This window comes from Catenulispora subtropica, from assembly GCF_039531675.1.
GTDB classification, from domain to species: Bacteria; Actinomycetota; Actinomycetes; order Streptomycetales; family Catenulisporaceae; genus Catenulispora; species Catenulispora subtropica.
Genome location: NZ_BAAAQM010000009.1, coordinates 137,529 through 153,964 on the forward strand (window position 1 = coordinate 137,529; position 16,436 = coordinate 153,964).

General features: G+C 70.8%; 7 protein-coding genes and 1 pseudogene. 7 read left to right on the plus strand and 1 reads right to left on the minus strand.

Annotated elements, in window-relative coordinates; translation table 11 throughout:
* The first annotated feature begins 66 nt into the window (after window positions 1-66).
* Both ABD466_RS10795 and ABD466_RS10800 read left to right on the plus strand, forming a co-directional pair.
* On the plus strand, window positions 67-1,869 hold the full coding sequence (locus tag ABD466_RS10795) for a helix-turn-helix domain-containing protein (protein WP_344656826.1): 1,803 nt from the start codon (window positions 67-69) through the stop codon (window positions 1,867-1,869).
* Window positions 1,870-2,494: 625 nt separating this feature from the next.
* Window positions 2,495-3,430: a sensor domain-containing protein gene (locus ABD466_RS10800; protein ID WP_344656827.1), complete on the plus strand. Its 936-nt coding sequence runs from the start codon at window positions 2,495-2,497 to the stop codon at window positions 3,428-3,430.
* A 76-nt stretch (window positions 3,431-3,506) separates the two neighbouring features.
* Here the strand turns inward: ABD466_RS10800 and ABD466_RS10805 are convergent, their stop codons facing one another.
* A complete protein-coding gene (locus ABD466_RS10805; protein WP_344656828.1) occupies window positions 3,507-4,325 on the minus strand; it encodes a MerR family transcriptional regulator in 819 nt (272 codons plus the stop codon).
* Between the two features lie 131 nt (window positions 4,326-4,456).
* On the opposite strand from ABD466_RS10805, the gene ABD466_RS10810 reads away from it, so the two are divergent.
* From ABD466_RS10810 to ABD466_RS10835, 5 genes and pseudogenes are all read left to right on the plus strand, one after another.
* The gene (locus ABD466_RS10810) at window positions 4,457-7,453 is read left to right on the plus strand and encodes an AfsR/SARP family transcriptional regulator (protein WP_344656829.1); all 2,997 of its coding nucleotides are present in this window, start codon (window positions 4,457-4,459) and stop codon (window positions 7,451-7,453) included.
* Window positions 7,454-7,543: 90 nt separating this feature from the next.
* Window positions 7,544-8,758, plus strand: a complete 1,215-nt coding sequence (locus ABD466_RS10815) for a serine hydrolase domain-containing protein (RefSeq protein WP_344656830.1) — start codon at window positions 7,544-7,546, stop codon at window positions 8,756-8,758.
* 241 nt (window positions 8,759-8,999) lie between these two features.
* Window positions 9,000-10,418 (plus strand): annotated as a pseudogene (locus ABD466_RS10820) (NEW3 domain-containing protein); the annotation flags it as partial.
* Window positions 10,419-11,116: 698 nt separating this feature from the next.
* On the plus strand, window positions 11,117-13,174 hold the full coding sequence (locus tag ABD466_RS10830; protein ID WP_344656831.1) for an alpha-galactosidase: 2,058 nt from the start codon (window positions 11,117-11,119) through the stop codon (window positions 13,172-13,174).
* 147 nt (window positions 13,175-13,321) lie between these two features.
* Window positions 13,322-16,402, plus strand: coding sequence for an AfsR/SARP family transcriptional regulator (locus ABD466_RS10835; protein WP_344656832.1), 3,081 nt, complete (start codon window positions 13,322-13,324; stop codon window positions 16,400-16,402).
* Window positions 16,403-16,436: the final 34 nt, after the last annotated feature.

Below are 16,436 nucleotides of genomic sequence, written 5' to 3' on the forward strand. Positions count from 1 at the left end.
CGTTGCGGTGGAGCGCGCGGCCGGCTCGCGGGTGCCGCGCGCGCCCCGGCCAGGCGGGGGCGGCCGGTGACGTCGCCGCGCACGTCGCTCGGCCGCATCATCGCCGATCTCGGCGTCACCCTGGTCGAGCTGGTGGCGGGCCGGTCCGACCCGGCCACTCCGGTAGCCGGCGTCCTCATCCACGACCGCCTGGACGAGCCGGCCCGCCTGCCCGGCGCGATCGTCCTCGGGGTCGGCGTCTACGGCCCCGAACACGTCGCGGCGCTCGTCGACCACGCAGGCGGGCTCGGTGCCGCCGCGGTGGTGGTCCGCTCGCCGGTGGTCGCCCAGGGACCGGTCGCCGAGGCCGCGGCGCGCACCGGCGTGGTGGTCCTCGGGCTGACACCGGGGGCGTCCTGGGCCCAGGTGGCCGCGCTGCTCAGATCCCTGATCTCGGCCGACGCCACCGCCGCGGGCCCGGCCCCCGGCCCCGAGGCCCCCCTCGCCGGCGACCTGTTCCAGCTGGCCAACGCCATCGCCGGCCTGCTCGACGGCCCCGTCACCATCGAGGACCGCGGCGGCGGCGTCCTGGCCTTCTCCGCCCGCCAGGACGAGGCCGACGACTCCCGCATCGCGACCATCCTGGACCGCCAGGTCCCGGCGGACAAACTCCGCGACCTGGAACAACGCGGCGCCTTCCACGCCATCTACCGCTCCGACGACCCCGTCTACATCGCCGGCGTCGGCGAGAAGCCCCGGGTCGCGATCGCGGTCCGAGCCGGCGGCGAGATCCTCGGCTCCATCTGGGTCGTGGTCCCCGGCCCGCTCAACGACGACCGTGCCCAGGCCTTCCGCGAAGCGGCCAACGTCGCCGCGCTGCATCTGCTGCGCAGCCGCTCGGGTGCCGACGCCGACCGCCGCCTGCGCGCCGACCTGCTGGCCACAGTGCTGGAGGGCGGGCCGCAGGCGCCGCAGGCGGCGGCACGGCTGGGGCTGGCCGCGCAGCGGGCTTGCGTGCTGGCTCTGGCGGTGGCGACGCCCGGCGGCTCCGGGGTGGGCGGCGGTTCGAGTGCGGGTTCGAGTTCAGGCTCGGAGGAGCGGATGGTCGGCTCGGCTGAGCGCGGTGCCGGCGACCGCGGTGGCGCCGAGCGGGCGGCCGCGGCGGACCGGGCTGTCGTCGCGGACCAAGCTGCCGCCGAGCGCGCGGACGACGCCGAGCGCGCCGCCCGCGATCGCGCGGCGGCCGATCGCGCCGCGGCCGAGGCCCGCCTGGCCGGCGCGCTCGCACTGCACCTGTCGGCGATCCACCCACATACCGCGGTCGCGAGCCTCGGCAGCATCACCTATGCGGTGCTCCCGGCCGCCACCGAGGAGGACGCCCGCCGCGTCATCGAGGCCTTCCTGGCCCGGGCCGGCGCGCGCGTCCCGATCTGCGTGGCCATCGGCCGCTGCGCCGACCACCCCACCGGCCTGCGCCGCAGCCGCACCGATGCCGACCGCGCGCTGCGGGTGCTGCAGTCCCGCACCGCACGCCCGGCCCACGACCCGCAGGCCCCGCACCGTATTGCGCGCTTGTCCGACGTGTACGCCGCCAGCCTCCTCCGCGAACTCGCCGACCGCCTGGCCGCCGACGACGACGTGCCGTCCGGTCCGGTCATCCGGCTACGCGCGCACGACCGCCGCCACGGCACCGCCTTCGCCGCCAGCCTGGCCGCCTGGCTCGACGCGTTCGGCGACGTGAACGCGGCCGCCGCGAAGGTCCACGTCCACCCGAACACCTTCCGCTACCGTCTCCGCCGCCTGGCGGAGGTCTCCGGGCTGGACCTGTCCGATCCCGAGGCTCGCTTCGAGGCGATGGTGCAGTTGCGCCTCATGCCCCCTGAGGGTTGAGCCGATACGGGCGGTGAGGGTCCAGGCGCCGTTGCGCCTACCCCGGGAGGCCACCGCGAGCTGCTCCTGGGTCAGGCCACGACGACGGCGCGGCTTCCCCAGCCGCTCACCAAGGCTCCGGTCCCATCCCCACGACATCCAGCGTAGAACCTGCAACGGGTGCTGTGGGGCGATACCGTGCTTGCTACTCGGGGAATGGCCCGTCTCCGCGCCACACCATGATCCGGGGCGGCCGGAACCCATCAAGACCCTCCGGCTGCTACGCGGGATTGGAGTTATGGATATGGCTCTGATTCTCTTGGGGCGAAGCACGTGTCGTATCTGCGGTAAGACGCTGAACGAGGGAGAGGATGTAGTGGCTTTTCCCTCCGGCCTGTTTCCCGACTCCGGCGATAAAAAGTGGGTGCTGAACGACGCAGGCGCTCATCGCGCATGTTTGCTGAGTCAACCTTGGGGCGAGCAGGCTATTCAGCTCCTCGAAGGATTTTTGGGGCCCGCCGGGCTCTGCGTTGGCGACGTCGACTGATCGTCGGAGGCAGTTCTTGGACCGCCGGCGCCCTGAGCGCAAGCGGTGCCTCTTATGGGGCTTTGACAGGTCGGGCTGTCTGATGGTGTTCCTCAGCTGGTGGAGGTGGTGGCAGCTCACGTAGCCGCCATCGAAGCGAGCGTTCGTCAACGCACCGCGTCTCAGGGATTCCTGGGCGCGGTGTGTCTCGTCGAGGGGGAAATCATCATGCGCTCAGCAAACAAAGGCGTTTCCATAGCTGTGCTCGCGGCAGCTGTCCTGACGGCGACGGCCTGTAGCGGGTCGGGGAAGATCTTGCCGGCGGGGGTGGGTGCGTCGGCCACTTCGTCGTCGAGTGCGAGTGCCGGGGCGGCCACTACTGCTTCGTCGACGGCGCCGGTGTCCAGTAGTCCGTCGGCCAGCCTGGTCGCGACGTCGAGCGGTGCCGGCGGTTCCGCTCTGACGACCGACAAAATCAGGAAGCTGCTGCTGACCGACAAGGACGCGCCCGGCTACGTCTATGACGCCTCGAAGGACAGTACCGAGACCACGGATGTCCAGGACGTCGTCACGAGCGGGGGTGGCCTCTGCCAGACGCTCGCGGACGCGACGGACGCGCTGTCCACGAAGTACGGGACGGTGGCTGAGGTCGACCGCCAGTTCACGAAGGCGGCTCAGGAGCATACGATCCGTGACTCGGTGGTGGTGTTGCCGTCTGTCGATGAGGCTGTGACGATGCTCTCCGACCTGACTGTGGGGCTGAAGGGGTGTAAGTCCCTGACCTTGACTCAGGATGGAGTCCCGGTCTCCATGACCTTCGGTTCGGGATCTGAGCTTGCGGAAGGCGGGGTGGGCTACGTTGACTACATCTCCGCTAACGGCAAGACCGTGCTGATGGCCACTGAACTGGTTCGTGTCGGTAAGGCGGTCTCGATCGTCGCCCTGATCGGGCCTGCGACGGACGATACCGAGACCCTGCACCAGATGGGTGTGACGCTCGCCCACTTTTCCGACATCCAGGTCGGGCGGCTTCAGGCTGTGGAGGATCTCGGCTGAGCACGGGTTTTCGAGAAGGCATCGGGTCTGGTTCCGGGCGCCCTCCGGACGGCACCGGTGGTGCGCGGACAGCAGGTCACGTGACGAACGGGATCGCGACGTCGGCCGCGTGCTCGTCGGGTCCGGCGGTCGCCCAGTTCGGGTAGTAGATCTCGCGGTTCGAGGCGGAGCGTCGGTGCCCGTGCTCCACGAGCCAGGCGTGGACGGCGTCGTGGGCGGCGGCCATGGACGCGAAGCCGCCGGCCTGTTTCGGGAGGGCGGCGAAGGCCTCGCGGTGGGCGGCCTCGATGCGGAGGCCGATCGGGCCGGCCGGGGAGACGGTGTTCAGGGTGGGGGCGCAGACTTCCACGAGGCCGTCTGATTCTTCGCTGACCAGGCTGTGGAAGATCGCGAACAGCGGGCCGGACAGGCAGGCGCCGGTGGTGCGGAGGTGCGCGAACAGTTGATCCGGCGCTGATGCGAGGAAGCCGGGCAGGGCGGCGGCGTTGACGTGGCGCTGGATGAAGAGCACCTGCTGCTCGGGTACGTGGCGTTCGGCGATCTCGTAGATGGCCGGGTTCCTTCCGTTCAGGATCTCTCGGGCGTAGCCCACCGCCTGGCGGCGGGCCGCGTGGGTGGACTCCTGATCGCGCCAGTAGGCCGTCAGCAGATGCAGAGCCTCTTCGCTGGGGGCGTCGAGGAGTGCCGCGATCTGTGTCAACGGCATCCCGGCGGCGCGCAGCAGCATGATGCGGCGGGCCCGCTCCACCTGGGCGGGGCCGTAGCGGCGGAAGCCGGTTCGGGGATCGACTTCGGCCGGTGGTAGGAGGCCTCGGTTCCCGTACAGGCGGAGGGCTTTGAGGCTGAGCCTGGTTCGGGACGCGAGCTCGCCGATGGTGATCAAGTCCTCGGGCACGGGTTCACCCTGCACCCTGCCCCTGGGGACGAGGCAAGTCCGGGGCTTCCTTAACGCCTCGCCGGTCGTCCCGTCCTCTGGCACCTTGATCCAGTTAGCATGAACCGGGGGCTGCGGGGAGGAAAATGATCATGGGCCAGGGGGTGCGGTTCGGCGTCCTCGGACCGGTGCGGGCGTGGCGGGGTGCCGGCGAGCCGGTGGCGCTCGGGGCTCCGCAGCAGGTCGCGGTGTTGGTGCGGTTGTTGCTGGCGGGGGCGTGGACCGTGACCGCCGACGAGATCATCGATGCCGTGTGGGGCGACGAGCCTTCCGATCGTGCTTTGGGCACCGTTCGTACCTATGTCGCTCGGCTGCGCAAGTGTCTGGATCCCGAGCGGGCTCGGGGCGAGACCGGGGGGCTGTTGGCGTCTGTTGGCTCCGGGTATGTCCTGAAACCCGACGCTGAAGCGCTCGACCTGACCGTGTTCGACGATCTGACCGTGCGGGCCGGCGAAGCGCGCGGCGCCGGCAGGGTCGATGAGGCCGTCGACCTCTATCGCCGCGGACTCGCGCTCTGGCGCGGCGGGCCGCTTGCGGGGGTTCCGGGACCCTATGCGGAGACGCAGCGGGTCCGGTTGGTCGAGGCGGGTCTGAACGTGCGGCAGGCGTTGCTGGAGTGCGAGCTGGAGCTCGGACGCCATGGGGCTGTCGTGGAGGAGGCGTCGGTGATGATCGCCGAGCATCCGCTGCGGGAGCAGCTGTACGAGTCGCTGATGCTCGCGCTCTATCGATCCGGGCGGCAGGCTGAGGCGCTGGCCGCGTATGCGGAGGCCCGGCGGCTTCTGGACGGGGAACTCGGTGTCGAGCCGGGCTTCGGGCTGCGGGAGATGCATCGCAGGATCCTTGCTGCCGATCCGACGCTCAACGTTGTGCCCGCCTCTGTCCGGCCGGCCACGGTGGACGTCCGGAACGCGCCGTCGGCGACGGCGGCCACGCGGAGGCAGGCGCCCCGGATGCCGATTCCCGCACAACTCCCGGCCGACATCCCGGACTTCTCCGGCCGTCGCGTTCCCACGCGGAAGATCGTTGAGGCCCTCACCGACCGCGCGGCGTCCGGCCGCGTGGCCATCGTGACGGTGTCCGGCATGGGCGGCGTCGGGAAGTCGACGCTGGCCGCGCACGCGGCGCACGCCGTCGCCGACCGCTTTCCGGACGGCTGCCTGTACGCCGACCTGCGCGGTGCGGACGACCGGCCCACGGATCCGGGCGACGTGCTCGGACGGTTCCTCACGGCGCTCGGCGCCGCCCCGGAGACGGTGCCCGCGGCGCTCGACGAGCGTGCGGCGCTGTTCCGGACGGTGCTCGCTTCCCGCAGGGTCCTGATTCTGCTGGACAACGCCTTCGACGCCGCGCAGGTGCGTCCGCTGCTGCCGGGTGCGCCGGAAAGCGCTGCTCTGGTCACGAGCCGGCCGCACCTGGTCGGTCTGCCGACGGCGGCGACGGTCGACCTCGACGTCATGGACGCTGACGAGGCCGCCGAGCTGTTGAGCCGGATCGTGGGGTCCGGGCGGCCGGGTGTGGACGGTGCGGCGGCCGCGGAACTGGTCGCCGCGTGCGGGTGTCTGCCGCTGGCGGTGCGCATCGTCGGAGCACGGCTGGCGGCGCGGCCGAACTGGACTGTCGAGGACATCGCCGGGCGGGTGGCCGGTGAGCAGAGGCGGCTCAGGGAGCTGAGAACCGGCGATCTGTCCATCGAAGCGTGCTTCAGCGTGAGCTACCAGCAGTTGGATCCCGACGCCGCCCGCGCGTTCCGCCTGCTGGCCACCATCTCCTTCCCGGACATGGGCTTGGAGGGCGCCGCGTCGATCATCGGTCTGGACCCGCTGGACACCGGTGAAACCGAGGACCTGCTGGAGTCGCTCGTCGACCTCGCGTTGCTGGAGTCGCCGGCCCCCGGTCGCTATCGCTACCACGATCTGGTGCGCGCGTACGCCCGCGATCTGGCCCTGGCGGTCGACGGCCCCGAGGCGGCCGACGTGTGCCTGACGCGGCTCCTGGAGATGTTCCAGGCCACCGCGCTCAACGCCTTCCGCCTCACGCAGCCGCGCAGCATGCTCCCGGGCAGCCTGGAGCCGGCGCGGTCGCCGGGGCTGCCCTTCACCGACGCCGCCGAGACCCGTGCCGTTCTGGCCGTGCGGCTCCCCTCGATCCTGGCGGTCATGCGCCAGGCCATCGCCGGCTCACCCGAGCATCTGAGCATCGCGGCGCAGAACCTGGTGCTGCTGTATGTGGACCCGCAATGGCAGCGCAACATGGTGAAGCCGGCCGCCGAGCTGCTCGCCGAAACCGCCGCGCGGACCGGCGATCAGCTGTCGGAGGCGCGCGCCCGCCGGGTCATCGACTACTACAGCCTGGGTACGGCGGAGTTCCTCGAATCGGTCGTCGACGGCGGGCCCTACAACCGGACCGTCGAGCTGTGTCGCGCGGTGGGGGACCGGATCCTGTTGACCGACGTGCTGGACAACCTGGGCGCGATGTGGTCCACGGTGCGGCGGCGTGATCTGGCGCTGATCTGCCTCGACGAGGCGCGGGAGCTGGCCCTGTCCACCGGGAACCGGCAGGCGCTGGCGGCGGTGTACGCGACGATGGCGCAGTTGCCGGTGACGTGTGACGACGACCTGGAGGCGGCCATCGAGCACGGACGGCGGTGCGTCGAGCTGTCCCGGGAGTTGGGCGACTTCGAGAACGTGGCGACCGGCTTGTACGGGACGGCCCTGGCGTTGCAGAGGTTGGGCCGGTTCGACGAGGCCGAGGCCGTCTACGACGAATGCGTCCGGACCTGCCAGGAGGCGAGGATCCCGAACCGCGAGGAGACCACGCGGTTCCGGATCGCGACTCTGCATGCCGCCGTCGGGAGGCACCAGGAGGCGGCGGCGATCGCCGAGCACATCCTGGCCGGCGGTGAGGCGCTGCATGACGACTGGCTGCGGGCCCAGGCACTGGGGGTTCTGGCTGAGTCGCTGCCTAGGCTGGGGCAAGATGAGCGTGCTGAGACCGCACGCCGGGAGGCGATGGAGATCTTCACGCGACTCGGCTTGGTCGCCGAGGCCGAGGCGCTTCAGGCGTTGGGGGCTGGGAGGGCGGGGTAGTTCTTTCGTAGCGAGACCATCGGCTAGAGCTGAACCCATCGACTTTCGGAGGCTGGAGGTCAGCCCTCATCGTCGAACAGCCTTGGTGCCATGCGTACTTTCACCGGAGCCGGCCGCCGCCGTCGGCTCGTCACAACCATGGCGGGGGCTGCCGTGGTCATTTTGGCCGGGTCGACGGTCTCGGCACCAACAGCGTCCGCGACACAGCACCGTCGCCAAGATTCACAGCTTATTGATATATTGCGTGCCGATCTGCGGAGCTATCTGGCCGCCGAGGGCGCCGACGAACACGTTTCAGCCGCATCGCTCACCGTCACGTTCGATCCCGCCGGGTCCGGCGGTCGCCGACCGATCAACCTGGCCGCCGGCACCACGCGGTTCGGCGGTGGCCGTCCGGTGACGGCCGATGCCCGGTGGCAGATCGCCAGCAACACTAAAGCGTTCACGTCGGTGCTGTTGCTGAAGCTCGAGGCACAGGGCGTGCTGTCGGTCGACGACGAGATCGGCACGTGGCTGCCGCAGTATCCGGCGTGGCGGCGCATCACGATCCGGCAGCTCCTCAACATGACGAGCGGTATCCCGGACTTCACCGAGCTTCCCGCCTTCACGTCCGCCTATTTCGCCGATCCGAAAAGGGACTTCACCGCGGATCAGTTGGTGTCCTACGCGTACGGTTTGCCGCTGGGACATGGCTACGGCTACTCGAACACGAACTACATCATCGCCGAGCAGATCATCGAGCGGGCGACTCACGACTCCTACGCCGACCAGCTCACCACGCGGATCCTGAAGCCGCTGCGCCTGCGCGACACCTGCTACGGGCCGGTCTGCCCGGCTCGCACGGCGGCACGCATGCCCGCCGGTTACTACGCCCCCGCGCCGGGGCAGGCGACCTCGATGCCGGTTCTCGCCCTGACCGCCATGCAGGCGGCCGGCGGCATCGTCGCCTCCCTGCCGGATCTGGCGCGCTGGGAGCGGGCGCTCTACCACGGCGAGCTGCTTCCGCCACGGCAGCAGCGGGAACTGGAGAGCCTGGTGTCGGTCGAGACCGGTCTGCCGATCAGCACGACGACGCCGAGTGACCCGCACGGTTACGGTCTCGGTGTCGGTCAGGTCACCAGCCCGGTGGTGGGGAAGGCGTGGGTATACGAGGGCGAGACCTCCGGCTTCCGGTCGGTCATCATGTACGTGCCCTCATCCGGCGTCCTCGTCAGTCTCGCGCTCAACAGCGGTGGCGTCGCGGAGGATCACCTTCCGCAGCTGCTGCTGAAGGTGTATCAGGACCTTACTGCCGCAAAGTACTGAGTTTCGGCGACGGGTGGGCCGTGTGAGGCCGTGTGCACCTCCCGGGCGTCCTGATAGGCGTGACAGGAGCCTGATCGCGCATGCTTGACAGTGCTATATGACATCGCTACGTTGCGGGACGTCATGTTGAACCATGCGCGTACGCGATCGAAACTGTTGGATTCGATCGTTCAAATCATGGCGCGCACGCACCGTCTGCACCTCGCATAGGACCCACCCCCGCCTTCCGAGGAGATGGCACATGCTCAGAGCACGGATACTCCTACTGGTCACAGCACTCGTCGCGGCGCCGCTGACGCTCGCGGCGACGACGGCGCCGCCGGCGGCGGCGCTGCCCAACGGTCTGGCGCTGACCCCGCCGATGGGCTGGAACGACTGGAACGCCTTCGGGTGTGACGTCAGCGCGCAGCTCGTCGAGCAGACCGCGGACAAGCTCGTCTCCAGCGGGCTGGCCGCGGACGGCTACCGTTCCGTCAACATCGACGACTGCTGGATGGCGCCGAACCGGGACGCGGAAGGGAACCTGGTCCCCGACCCGGTGAAGTTCCCCGACGGGATCAAGGCGGTGGCCGACTACGTCCACGGCAAGGGGCTGAAGCTCGGCATCTACGAGACCGCCGGGACCAAGACCTGTGCCGGGTATCCCGGCAGCCTCGGCCATGAGACCGCGGACGCGAACCTGTTCGCCAGCTGGGGTGTCGACTACCTCAAATACGACAACTGCTACAACCAGGGCGTCCCCTCGAAACAGCGGTACCAGGCCATGGGATCGGCGCTCGCCGCCACCGGCCGGCCGATCGTCTACAGCCTGTGCAGCTGGGGCACCGAGGACGTGGCGTCGTGGGGCGGGACCGTCGGCAACCTGTGGCGCACGACCGGGGACATCAGTGCCGGCTTCGGCAGCATGCTGGACATCTTCCACACCAACGTGCAGCTCGCGAAGGACGCCGGGCCGGGTGGCTGGAACGATCCGGACATGCTGGAAGTCGGCAACGGCATGTCCGTGACCGAGGACCAGACCGAATTCACGCTGTGGGCGGAGATGGCCGCGCCGCTGATCTCCGGCACCGATCTGCGCACCGCGAGTCCGGACACCCTGCGCATCCTCGGCAACCGCGACGTCATCGCGGTCGACCAGGATCCGTTGGGGAAGCAGGGAACTGGGATCTCGTCCTCGGGCGGGCTGGACGTGCTGGCCAAGCCGTTGAGCGACGGCAGCGTGGCGGTGGTCCTGTTCAACGAGAACGCCACGGCGGCGACGATCTCGACCACGGCGGCCGCCGCGGGCGTGCCGAGCAGTTCGAACGGCGGATACGCGCTGAAGGACCTGTGGACCGGTCGGACGACGATCAGCGGTGGGACGATCAGCGCGGCTGTCCCCGGGCATGGGACGGTGATGTACCGGGTCTCTCCGGCCACGACGCGGCAGCTTCCGCCGAGCACGACGTTGCTGACGACCCTGCCTGCGCTGTCGGCCGGCCAGTCCGGCACGGTGTACTCGTACTTCACCAACAACGGTGTGGCGGCTGTGAACGACGTCGTGCTCGGTCTGACGGTGCCCGGCGGCTGGACGGCGAGGCCGCTGACGCCGACCCGGTCCAGCAGCGTCCAGCCGGGCCACATGGCGATCGCGGCGTTCAAGCTCACCGCGCCGGCGACCTTGACCGAACCGATCCAGACGGTGCGGATCGACGGGACCGAGTCCGACCGGTGGAAAGGCGGCGCTGAGAGCTCGACCTCGTCCGGCACCATCCGGCTCGTCAACCCGCCGCAGGCTCCTTACAAGGCCTTCACGAGCACCACGGCGCTCACCGGCCAGCTCGGATCGGACGTCTCGATCATCGGGGCCGGCGCCGACGCCTGGGGATCGACGGACGAGTACAGCACCGTGTACCGGCCCGGTGCCGAGCACGACGGGTCGACGACCGTCGTCAAGGTGACCGCGCAGGCCGCCACCAGTGTCTGGGCCAAGGCCGGGATCATGGTCCGCGACGACATCACGGGCGCCGGGAGCTCGCCGGGGTACCTGATCCTCGCTGTCACGCCGGGCCACGGCTACGTCCTGCAGTGGGACAGCACCGGCAGCGGGCAGCTCGACAGCAACAGCTCGCCGCCGGACTCCGGGCTCGGCTCGGCGGTGTATCCGTCGTGGCTGAAGCTGGTCCGCTCCGGCTCGACGTTCACCGGCTACTACTCGACCGACGGTACGACCTGGAACCAGGTGGGAACGGCCACCGTTCCGGGTGTGAACGCGACCCAGGACGTCGGTGCGTTCATGACCGCGCACAACGTCGGTTCCGGCGACAGCGGCGAGGTCGACTTCACCGGCTTCCAGACGAGCTGAAGGGCTGGTCCGGGATGCTGAAGAAGAACCTTGCGGCTGCGTGCGCCTCGCTCGCGGTGCTGACTGCGCTGACGGTGGGGACGACGGGTGCGGCCTCCGCGTCGGCACCGGCGTCCGCGGCTGTCCGGCTGGACAACGGCCTGGCGCTGACACCTCCGATGGGGTGGAACTCGTGGAACAGTTTCGGGCCCGCCGTCACGGAGACGGAGGTGCAGCAGACCGTCGACTACATGGTCTCGTCGGGCATGGTCGCGGCCGGCTACGACACCGTGACCATCGACGACGGCTGGTCGGTCCCGTGGCGGAGTGATCAGAGCACGAACTTCGCCAAGACGTCGTACGGCGCGATGCAGTTGTACGACGCGGCGGGGAATCCGGTCGACGGTCTGGACGGCTCCGGCGTCGATCCCACCTCCGGACACCTGACGCCGAACAGTGCATTCCCGTCCCAGGTCGTTCAGGGACGGACGCTCAATGGAATCGCGTATCTCGCTTGGTACGCGCACAGCAAGGGGATGAAGTTCGGCCTCTACGCGACGGACACCTACACCACCTGCCAAGGCCATCCCGGCAGTCTGGGGCACGAGGCCACCGACGCGGCCGACTTCGTCGCGTGGGGCGTGGACTTCGTCAAATACGACGATTGCCCTTATGGCCCGCCGGTCGTCGGACCGGACGGCCACAACTACGGGACGCAGGGCGAAGGCAGGGAACTGACACAGTCGATGTACTCGCGCGTGCGGGCGTTCCAGCAGGCGCTCGACGCGGCGTCGGCGGCGCAGGGGCGTCCGCGGGTGGTGGTCAGTGTCTCGGCTCAGCCGGTGCACACCGGCGTGCCGTATCTGGAATCCGCGAACGATCCGGCCCGCACCGATCCGGTCATCGTGGCGGCTGGGACGCCGCCGGACCGGGCTCCCGGCTATGCGCCGACCGGGGTGTGGTGCGGGCAAGTGGCCAACATGTGCCGGATCGGTGGTGATCGGGACAGCGAGCTCGACGGTGTGCTGTACAACGGTCAGCTCGCCACGACCCTGGCCTACGCCGGTAACGTGCGACCCGGGTCCTGGAACGACATGGACATGATGTTCACCGGGTGGCTCGACCCATATGGCGTGTACGGCGTCACCGATAACTGTCCCTGCCACAAGCCGTTCACCGACACCGAGTCGCGGACCGAGATGTCGATTCTGGCGATGACCGCTGCACCGCTCGTCTCGGGGGCGGACCTGCGTCCGGCGGCGCAGTCACAGCACACCGATAACGGTGTGACGTGGTCGACGGGTGTCTCGGCCAGCAGCCTGGCGATCTACGAGAACGCCGACGTCGTCGCGATCGACCAGGACCGGCAGGGCACGCCGGCCACCCTGGTCGGGTCGCCGCCGGCGTCCAGCACCGCGCCGGTGGTGCTGGAGCGGCGGTTGGCGAACGGGGACGTCGCGGTGCTGCTCGTGAATCAGGATCCGGCGAACACCCGGACGATCAGCGTCAGCGCAGCGGCCCTGGGCATCGGCGGTACCGGCGAGGCGTATCGCGAGCTGTGGACGAAGACGACCGGAACGCTCAGTGTCACCGGATCGCTGAGCGCGGACGTCGAACCGCACGGCGTGGCCCTGTTCCGCATCACCGCCGCCCAGCCGTCGGTCGTGGGCGACGGCGGCTATCACGGGTTGGCCGTGCACGGTGCCACCGGGCAGGCCCTCGAGGTCGCGGGGCAGTGTGCGGCGGCGCCCGCGAACGCGCCGCTGGATGTGAACACCTGGTGGGACTCGCACTGGTCGGAGTGGTGGCAGTTCGCGCCCAACCCGGACGGCACGGTGCGGATCTTCGACGCCTGCTACAGCGCCGCCCAGCAGCACGGCTCGCTGACCGCGGCCGGCGCGGCGGGCTCGCCGGTCACGGCCTCGACCGTGTTCGATCCGGCCGATCCGCGCCAGAAGTGGATCGTCACGCCGGCCTCGGACGGCGGCCTGAGCGTCGTCAACGCCGCCGGCGGCGGGGTGCTGTCGGTGGTCGGTGGTTCGGTGGTCCTGGCCCCGCCGGGGACGGCGGCCGACTGGGATGTTCTGAACTGAGTCACCGTCCAGGTCTGTCCGGGTCCGTCCGAGCCGCTGCCCGGACGGACCCGGACCGTTCCAGCCGCGGTCGCCGGCGGTGGTTAGAGTTGATCACTGGTACAAGCTGGGGCGAGCAGGCTATGCGGAAAACCGGGGGCGGGGGTCATGGAGTACAGGTTCGGCGTTCTGGGGCCGGTGGCGATGTGGCGCGGGGAGGAGGCCTTGCCGGCCGGGGCGCCGCAGCAGCAGGCGCTCCTGGCTTTGCTGGTGTTGCAGCGGGGGAAGCAGGTCTCTGTCGACGACCTCTGCACGGCGATCTGGGGAGAGGACGGCCGCGGGACGAGTCTGAAGAGGTCGGTTCGCACCTACGTCTTCCGGCTGCGGACGGTTCTGGATCCCGGCCGGACGGGTGACAGCCCCTTGGTCACCGAGGGCGATGGTTACGCTCTGCGGATCGAGCCCGGGGCGTCGGACCTGGAGGTGTTCGACACCCTGGTGGACCAGGCCCGGTCCGCCGCCGCCACCGGAAACCACCGACGAGCATTCGAAGATCTGTCCGCGGCGCTGGCGCTGTGGCGCGGGGAGCCGCTCGCCGGAGTGCCGGGGCGGCAGATCGCGGTCCATCGTGACAGCTTGGCGGCCAGACATCTGGACGCGACGGAGGCGCGGCTGGAAGCCATGCTGGAGTTGGGGAGGGCGGGGGAAGCGGTCGCCGAGCTCACGGAGCTGATCGCGGCGCATCCGATGCGGGAGAGCCTGTATCGGTTGTCGATGCTGGCGTTGTACCGCTGCGGGCGGCAGGGCGAGGCGCTGGAACTCTTCGAGCAGCTGCGGCGCAGGCTGGACGAGGAACTGGGAGTGTTGCCCGGCCCGGAGCAGGCGGAGCTGCATCTGCGGATCGTGCGCGCGGATCCGGGACTGGTGGCGGCGGCCGGGCCGGCGACCGGGCAGGCGGCGGCGCTGGACGGCGGCGTCGGATCCGGTGGCACCGGCACCGGCACCGGCATCGGCACCGGCGACACCACTGGCGGCACCGGCGGCACCACCGGCGGCACCGGCGGCACCGGCGGCACCACTGGCGGTACCGGTGGCGGCGAAGGCACCAAACCGGCCTCGGACTCCCCGCCCGCGGCGCCCCCGCGCCTCAGCCCGGCCCAGCTGCCCGCGGCGCCATCACACTTCACCGGCCGCGGGGACCGCGTCGCCCAGCTCATGGCGGCGATCACGACGGCCGACGGCCGGGTCCCGCCGGTCGTCACCGTGACCGGCGTCGGCGGCGTCGGCAAGACCGCCCTCGCCGTGCACGTCGCCCACCGGCTCCGGGACCGGTATCCCGACGGGCAGCTGTACGTCGACCTGCGCGGGGTGAGCGCCGAGCCGGCCGAGCCCGCCGAGGTCCTGGCCGCGTTCCTGAGCGGCGTCGGCGTTCCCGAGGGGGAGATCCCCGAGACGGTCGACGAACGGTCCGCGCTGTTCCGGAGCGTCGTGGCCGGCCGCCGGATGCTGTTGGTGCTCGACAACGCCGCGTCGGCGGCCCAACTACGTCCCCTGATTCCCGGGTCCGCGGGCTGCGCGGTGCTGGCGACCGGCCGGGCGGCGTTGTGGGGGCTCGGCTCCGGGGCCGACGTCGATCTCGGCGTCCTGGCGCCGGAGGAGGCCCTCGCCCTGTTCACAGCCGTCGCCGGTGCCGAGCGCGTCGCCGCCGACCGGCCCGCGGCCCAGGAGATCGTGGCGGCCTGCGGCCACCTGCCGCTGGCGGTGCAGATCGCCGCCGCCCGCCTGGCCGCGCGGCCCGGCTGGACGGTCGCGCACCTCGCCGCGAACCTGGCCGACGCCGGCCGGCGGCTGGCCCGGCTGCAGGCCGGCGACCTCGCGGTCCGGGCCACCTTCGAGCTCAGCTACTCGCAGCTGGACGACCGCCTCGCCCGCGCGTTCCGGCTGCTGGCCGGGCCCGACGTCCCGACCCTGAGCGTCCCTTTGGCCGCCGCGCTCCTGGAGACCGGCGACGACGAGGCCGAGGACCTGGCCGAGCAGCTGGTCGACCTGGGACTGCTGGAGACCCCGGAACAAGGCCGCTACCGCTACCACGACCTGGTCCGGCTGTTCGCCCGGGAGAAGACGGATCCGGCGACGGCCGCCGGCTGTGTGGACCGGATGCTCGAGTACTTCTACGCGGCGGTGTGCAGCCTCGACCTCGAAGACGAGGAATACCTCCCGGCGGCCGGGCTGGTGCTGCCGGAGCTGGCCACCACGCTGGCCCCGGGGTTCCAGATCAACGCCGGACTCCCGTCGCTGATGGCCGCGCTCGGGCAGGTCGCCATCGCCGGACCGGCCGGGGTGGACAACGCCGGGGCCCTGCTGCTGCTCATGGACACGTACTGGGTCGACCGCGCCGTCCACGCCTCGTCGACGGCCGCAGCCGCCGCGGCGACGATGGCCCGGGCCGCGGAGCTCGGGGACGGGACCGCCTTGGCGCGCGCCGCCTACGTGCGCGGCAGCGTCCGCGTCGGACCGACGCCGCCGCTGCCGGAGTGCGTGGACTCCCTGCGGAAGGCCGTCGCCGTGGAGGACCCGGAGCCCTACATCGCCGCCCAGTCCCGTGCGCTGCTGGGCTACGTGCTCGCACCGCAGGAACCGGCCGGCGGTCTGGAGCTGCTGTACGACGCGGCGGCCCGGTTCCGGGACGCCGGCAACGCTCTCGCCGAATCCAGCGCCCTGTACAAGGTCGCGGCCTGCATCCTGGAGGCGGACGGAGACCTTGACGCCGCCCGGGAGGCCGCGGACCGGTCCCGGATCCTGGACCCGGAATCCGGGACCGCGCGGAGGGCGTCCGCGCTGGTGTGCATCGCCGCCGGGAGGTGGGAGGAAGCCGTCGGTTTCGCCGAGACGGCCGTCGCCTGGAGCCGCGATGGCGGGTTCACCTTGGGGACCAAGGACAGCCTGGACCTCTACGCCATCGGCCTGGCCATGACCGGCCGGCATGCCGAGGCGGTCGCCGCGGCCGAGGAGGCGCTGGCGATCGCCGAGGAGATCGGCGTCGGCCAGGGCGTCACGTTCAGCTCCGGGGTTCTGGGTTTGGCCCTGTTCCACAGCGGGGAGACCGAACGAGCCGCCGAGTTGCTCGCGACGGTCGTGCGGACCGTCGGCGAGGCCACGGCCCTGCGCTTCAACCTCCGGTGGCTGCTCGCGCGATGCCGTGCGGCGCTCGCCGACCTGGGATCCACGGGGGCGTCAACCAACCCGTAATCGCTCATCGATCCCCGCATGGTGCCGTGTCGCC